Source organism: Ralstonia sp. AU12-08 (genome assembly GCF_000442475.1).
Lineage (GTDB): Bacteria > Pseudomonadota > Gammaproteobacteria > Burkholderiales > Burkholderiaceae > Ralstonia > Ralstonia insidiosa.
This window is the reverse complement of sequence record NZ_ASZV01000065.1, coordinates 1-6,319: the sequence shown is the minus strand read 5'-3', so window position 1 is coordinate 6,319 and position 6,319 is coordinate 1. Positions and strand designations below refer to the sequence as shown.

Genomic DNA, 6,319 nt, shown 5'->3' with positions numbered 1-6,319 from the left:
TCATCAGCACCGTGCTCTATCCATATGCCCGGTTCGTGTACGAAGGCGTGATGAACTTCATTCTCGGCAACAACGTCTTCTTCGTGAACGCAATCGTGATGCTGTTCGCCAAGTTCAGCACGATGCTGATCTGTTGGGCTTTCGCGATCTTCATTGCGCCGATCGGACTGGTGTATCTGTACCTCCGTCATAGCCGGGCGTAAGCAACAGCCAGAAATTCGTCATCGGCGCTCGGCCGCGGCCAGGTAGATCCCCGTGCCGGGCGACGCTTTGACGATCAGATCAGGATCACATGTTCCGCATAAACGCGTTTCCAAAAAGGGAAGGCCGTTGGCGCGTGGATTGGTTCGGCCCCATCGCCTTCCCCGATCGCATGGTGCGACGGCGCCATCCGTCCGTTCTGGTCTCCTTGTCCAAGGACAAGTGCCCTGAAGGCAGCAGTCGCTTATCGCTTCTCTCGCTCCGCGAAACCGAAAGGCAGCAGACCCGATGCTGGGTTTCAGTCGGAACCACAATGCTCCTGCGTATCGGCGACGTGTGGCGCGAACAGAGCTTGGAATCCCGTGCCGCTGACGAAGAACTGCATTGCGAGAACCTGGAGATCAGCCAGGACACCTGCGAGCTAGTAAAAGCTGGATCGAGCTTCGAAGACGGCAGTTTCATGCTGCCGCTCCATGAGCATGCTGGACATCGCGAGAACACGCACTCCTATTGCGTTCGAGTCACCTTGCCAGACGGGAAGCTCCTTGTCGTGCCCTGCATGGAGTTGATCCGTTTCTACTTCGGCTCGTCCAGTGAGCTCCTCAACAGGCTGTTCCACCCCCAACTCGATAGAGGGCATCTTTACACGGGGACGCCGGCAATAGATCGGCACAACCGGATGACGCTTCAACTTGCCGACCGTATTCCGCGCGCAAGCGCCGAGGACGTCGCAAGAATCGCCGGCAGTCGGCTGGCATGGCGCGCGGCCAAAATGATTGGAGCCTCCTGCGTACGCGCCGCTCAGGCTCGCCAAGAGGTTTACCCGCAGACCCTATTTCCGTTCGAAGGAACGACAACACTGCGAGCCGCTGGGAAGTGGCTGTCGCGAGGCAATGATCCCAAAGGAACGTTCCTCGTCTATCAACTCCTGAGTTGCTCGCACCCGTTCCCCTTCAAGTCACTGCGGTTCCATGTGACGGGTGGAAAGAAAGCTCACACTACCGGAATGGTGCCCGATACCCCGCCACAGGAAGCACCGCCCACAGCCCGGAAAGCCAAGGAACCCGCCCAAGTCAGCCTGGAGGAGCATGACCCTTCGTCGCAGCTTGCTCCGGCTACGATGCCCGTGCGCGGCAATCGGCGATTCACCGACCTGGAAAACAAATACGTCTTCGCCGACCGAACAATAGCCGGACAAAAGCCTCGCGCTAGTGCCTCGTCCGGCGAACCGATCAACGAGCACGCGATCGGCGAACCGGGCTCCACAAAGCGCATCCGCGAAACACAGATCGTCGACGATGACAGCGAGATTCCAGACCCGCCGGCATTCCTCGAACACGCTGTCAAAGCGCTATCCACGCTGAATGATGCTTCCGTGCGAGTCCTGACGGCGAGCCGCGACGATGGCTGGACCGTCCCGATGCCACTGATCTCAGACGAGGACGGTGTGCTGAACGAGCACCTCTTGATGCCTGAAGACAATCACCGGCTCAAGCGTGTAGCTGCCTTTGCTGTTTCCTCAAAGGAAGCATCCACGTTGCTCATGGTTCACGAAGCCAACCCGCCTATATCGTTTGCGGTTCCCTTGAAAAACCAGAGCGATGAAGCGATACAACGTGCAGTCCAGGCCGCGACGGGAGCATTCATCTCAGTACAGGACGGTGGCGACCATCGTGTGATGGCGTTGGAACACACGCAGGCCAGTACTCCCGACGAACTGCGCTCCTGGATCTCAATGCAGCTATACCACGCAGCCATCGCGTATCTGCGGTGAGCTGCTCATCGCAATTGGAAGCTCAGCGGGCAAGTCTCGACGCGCGTGAAGAGACGCCTCGCGCCGATACCCAGCCAAGATATCCTTAACAAAATGGTGGTGCAACGGAGCAGTGGGCTTGACAGGCTGCGCGTGCGCCTCGGGATCGTGCTGAAGCAGCCAAAGGGACCACAGCAATACTGCATGCCGAGCCAGTACAGATTGCAGTTCCAGCGCCGGCTTTCTGGTGCGCACAATCTCCAAGTCGGAGTAACCGAAGCGACAGGCTAGACAGTCACAGAGACGCGGCTTGACCTTGCACGACAACATCGTCACGGCCATAGCGTGCAAACGATCCAACAGGTCTCGCGGGCCCGCGGCGCCCAACGAAGAGAGATCGCGCGTCAGTTGCTGCAGCTCGGAAAGGAGACCACTGCCTCGATCATCTACGTTGGGCGCCTCCGCCATCCGAAGATCGAAGTCGCAGTTGTGGCAATGGCAAATGCCATCGATCTCCGCGTGACACAAGTTTGTATCGACGCGCTGAACAAACAAGCTCGCGCCACAACGGGGGCACCTATCGAGCAACAAACGCTGGTGCCGCTCACAGAATGTTTGCAGTGCGACTCGCCAGCAGCGGCGGAAGTACGGTCTTGGATCAGTCCTTAGACAGTACGGGCAAAACTGAAGACCTGGGCCAAGCCGGGCGCTTCGCGGCAGCTTGATCGAGATCACCCACGGAAGAATTCCACCAACGTGGAACTCTGGATACAGCGTCCCTTCATAGAACCGCAGCGTCGTCTGACGAACTGCCTCCAACGGAGTCCCCGTGTGCAGTGCCAGCGACTCCAGAAGCCATTGTGGGCTGCGCCGGTCGATGTCCACTGTCAACACGCGTGCGTCAGCTCCGAGTGCCAGATTGCAGAATGACGTCAAACTCATTCCGTGGCCATGCGCCAATCGAACAACCCAGCTCGACAGCAACTCGCCCGGTATCGGTTTATACCGAATCGGCCAGAGCAGCACGTTGGCGCATGACCAGGTTTTCACAGCCTTCGCCTGTAGGTCTTGCGCTTGGAGGGCGGCACCCAGTCCAATGCTTCGAGCTGCTTTTCGGTAATCGCTTCCTCGCCGGAACGGATAGCGTCAACCGCCGCCGTTTTCACGAGATCGAAGATGTCACCGAGAGTGGACTCGCTCTTCATATAGATCGCCTGCATCATCTCGGGGTAGTGCAGCCCTGATGGCTTGCGCAGCGGCGTCCGGCGCTCCAGCGTCTTCAGCAACGTCCCTAGCTGCCGGCCGGGCGTCCAACTGGGCATCTCGATCGGAACGAATCGACTCGACATCTGCGGATCGGCATTGAACGCGTTGTATGCCTCTTCGATCCCTGAGGCGACGATACTGACCTTCGCCTCATTGCTCAGGCTCTTGAGTGCGTTGCGAAACTCGCGTTGCTTGGTCAGGCCACCGGCAATTAGATGGTGGATCTCGTCGATGATGAGGATGCGCACATCCATCTCGCCAAAGAGGCGTTTGACCTGCGAGTACTTTTCATAGACTGGGGCCGTCGGCTTATATGGCGTCATCAGACTATCCATGATTCGACTGTAGAAGTCGGATAGGTCGGGCTTGGGTGGTGCGTCGACCATCACCACCGGACACCGTGTTGCCTCGTGCTCGGGATCCACGTCGGGAAGATGTTGATCGCGGAATCGCTCAAGAATGGATGTCTTGCCGCTATATGACGGACCAACAATCAGGTAACTCGGCATCCGCGTTACCTTTGGATAGTCGAGCAGATCCTCCAGCTTCTGGAGCGTGGTCGTCGCATGGTCGAGCTGTAGCCACGTGCCCTCCTGAATCTTCCGAATCCGATCCTTGGTTGGCAGGTCCAGGTACTCCTGTGCCTTTGGACTGAGGTGGCCATACTCAACCGTCGTGCTATTCATCGTCGCTCAGTGCCTGAATATCGTCTGGGTCGTACCCACGGACTGCCGGCGCAAGCCTGGACGGCTCGATCTTCGAGGCCCGTGGCAGGTCTTTAGATTTTTGCGCGCGAGCTTTGTCCTGCTGTTTGCGCTGCTGCTCAGCACGACGTGCCGCCTTGCTTTTTTCAGCGGCAGCTTCTTCGAGTTCGCGCTGCCGCGCGATCAGCGCAAACAAGTCCCGTTCGCTGTATTCCTTCATGCCCGCAGCCTTCGCTGCATTGTTGGCTGCACGTATCTCCCAGATGCTTGCCGGCGGCAAGCTCGAATCTCGATAGGGAATCGCCTGATACCGTTTGAGATCGGTATCGAAGAAGTACAACACGCTCATGTCGCGTGGGTCATAGCGGAACCGGAACTTCTTACCTCGCTTCGGATTGTCAGGATCGCGTTCCCCAATCCACGGTCTCAAGACATCGTGGAAGTAGTGGATGTTGTCGTTGACAACTCCATCTCCTCGGATCGCTCGCTCCTCGAATGGCATGAAGTCGATGCGGACCTTCTCGGGATCGGCGACTATCGGTGGGATTCCACGGCCCATCTTTCCCCGTGTGCCGAGAATGCCTTCGGTCCATTTGGTCAGCGGCGTCGTGCCAATGCCCGCGTGAACGTCTCGATGATATCGAGCGAACATCAGGACAAGCCATTTCTCCAGCTCATCGATAGTCATGCAGGCATTGCCCTCGGCGTCGTACTCTCCTTTCTGCTGGGGATTCGCGAACGTTGCCCCTTTGAGCTCTTTCAACTCCTCCGATACGGTGCCCATGAGCCGCTCGATGTGCGCACCGTAGCGAGGCTGCTTTACCGGCCGGAGGTGAATATCGATGTGGTACTCCCTCGCAGCGACGGCCAGCATCTTGCCTCTGAATTCCTTGGCGTTGTCCATATGGAGTACGTCTATGGGGCCGCGGAAGGGCCACTCAATATCTCCGCACCCCAGCCGCGCCATCCATTCCCCCTTATCCAACATGGCGTGCGAGATGCACATGCCCGCGGACATCGCTGAAGGTGGATCCAGAGACAAGTACATGCCCAAACATGCGCGGCTGAAAACATCGATTGCCAAAGTGATCCAGGCCCGTCCGATCGACTTGCGGTGCTTGTCGTCCACGATGATGACGGGCAACAGAGTGTGATCGACCTGCACCATGGCAAGAGGCCACTCAGCATCCGGAATGGATCCCTTATTCACGCTAAATCGTTGCTCAGCGGCGCGGCGCCCCTCACGACGCTTGAGCGCTTCTTGTTCATCCAACCAACTTAGATGCCGGTGTATCGTCGACTCGGCCGGAAGAGGCTCAAGCTCCGCGACATAGCACAGGCGGCGAATTTCCCTGGCCGCCTTCGCTACGGACGGCTTTTGCATGGTCAGATAGTGCTCTTGAACGTAGTTGTCCAAGATCAGCTTCACTTCTGGCGCGAGGCGACTGCGCCCGCGGCCACCGCTCTTGCGCGTCGGTATTAGCGAAGACAGCTGTTCAGACGCAAGGTAGGTCCGCAGCCAGTTGTAGAGCGTCGCGATACTCACGTCTGCGTCGGCTGCCACAGCGACGTAGTCTGCTTTCTTTCGATTCCGCCGAAGAGCGAGCAGAGGACTAATGATGTCTAGGCGGCTTTGCGCCTCTTCCCAGTCGTCATCCGATACGTCTTCGAGGTCGATCTGGCCTTGGGGCTCGGGCGAGCCATCACTGCCTCTGAACGGAGGCTTGAGCGACCCTATGTTCAAAATGACAATCGCTCCCGACGCGTCCTCGCGTGCGAGAACCTGGTCCAAGGCGGCGTAGCGGAGAATTGTGTATGCGCGCCCATCGTGACTGTAGCTGCTGCCCTTCTTAATCGGCAGAAGAGTCGGCGTCTTTCCTAACGACTTGCTTGCCATGGCTAGCTCGGTAGAAATAGCTGCGTGCTATCCGTCAACGGAATCTGCAAGTCCGCTTGGATTTCGCCGTGAGCAACAAGATGCCAAAGCACGGGAATCAGGCCTGCGCGCATCTCTAAGGTGTCCGCCAAACTACCAAGTAGTGTCTCGGGGGTCGTTGGACTGTCCAGCCGGCGCATCGCAGCAAGCAAGCGCTCCACTGCGACCGGGTCCGCGGGCGTATGGCGATACCGATGCAGAAACTTCAGGTTTTGAACGTGCTGCGTCCGGATGTCGATCTCTGTTCGGGTAACGAAGACCCAGCCTCTCTCTTCGGCGACGACAGTTGCCGCTGCAAACTTCTCGCGATACGTCTCGGCGTGTCGATCAAGGTATTCCCGCTTCTTGATTTCCACCAATTCTGGAGACCGCTGATTGCCCGACGGAGAACAGCGGTAGGTCACCAGCAGATCTGGAACATAAACTCGGCCGCGAGACAGTGCAATTTTGACCGGCTGA

5 protein-coding genes and 1 pseudogene are annotated in these 6,319 nt (G+C 58.1%); 2 read left to right on the top strand and 4 right to left on the bottom strand.

Features of this window, described 5'->3' with window-relative positions:
* Both C404_RS58575 and C404_RS58570 read left to right on the top strand, forming a co-directional pair.
* Positions 1 to 203: pseudogene (locus C404_RS58575) on the top strand (hypothetical protein); the annotation flags it as partial.
* 89 nt (positions 204 to 292) lie between these two features.
* Positions 293 to 1,975 (top strand): hypothetical protein, encoded by a 1,683-nt coding sequence (locus C404_RS58570; RefSeq protein WP_012435744.1) that lies wholly within the window; start codon positions 293 to 295, stop codon positions 1,973 to 1,975.
* On the opposite strand, the gene C404_RS59805 is transcribed toward C404_RS58570, so the two are convergent.
* The 4 genes from C404_RS59805 to C404_RS0130680 all read right to left on the bottom strand — a co-directional run.
* Entirely contained in the window at positions 1,943 to 2,980 is a 1,038-nt protein-coding gene (locus C404_RS59805) for a TniQ family protein (protein ID WP_233902602.1), read from the bottom strand. The two genes, C404_RS58570 and C404_RS59805, sit on opposite strands and share 33 nt — an antisense overlap.
* A 20-nt stretch (positions 2,981 to 3,000) precedes the next feature.
* On the bottom strand, positions 3,001 to 3,906 hold the full coding sequence (locus C404_RS58565; protein WP_012435742.1) for a TniB family NTP-binding protein: 906 nt from the start codon (positions 3,904 to 3,906) through the stop codon (positions 3,001 to 3,003).
* Positions 3,899 to 5,821, bottom strand: coding sequence for a Mu transposase C-terminal domain-containing protein (locus C404_RS58560; RefSeq protein WP_012435741.1), 1,923 nt, complete (start codon positions 5,819 to 5,821; stop codon positions 3,899 to 3,901). The genes C404_RS58565 and C404_RS58560 overlap by 8 nt, the downstream gene beginning before the upstream one ends.
* A 2-nt stretch (positions 5,822 to 5,823) precedes the next feature.
* The coding region (locus tag C404_RS0130680) for a heteromeric transposase endonuclease subunit TnsA (protein ID WP_031330293.1) at positions 5,824 to 6,319 on the bottom strand (496 nt) is incomplete at its 5' end.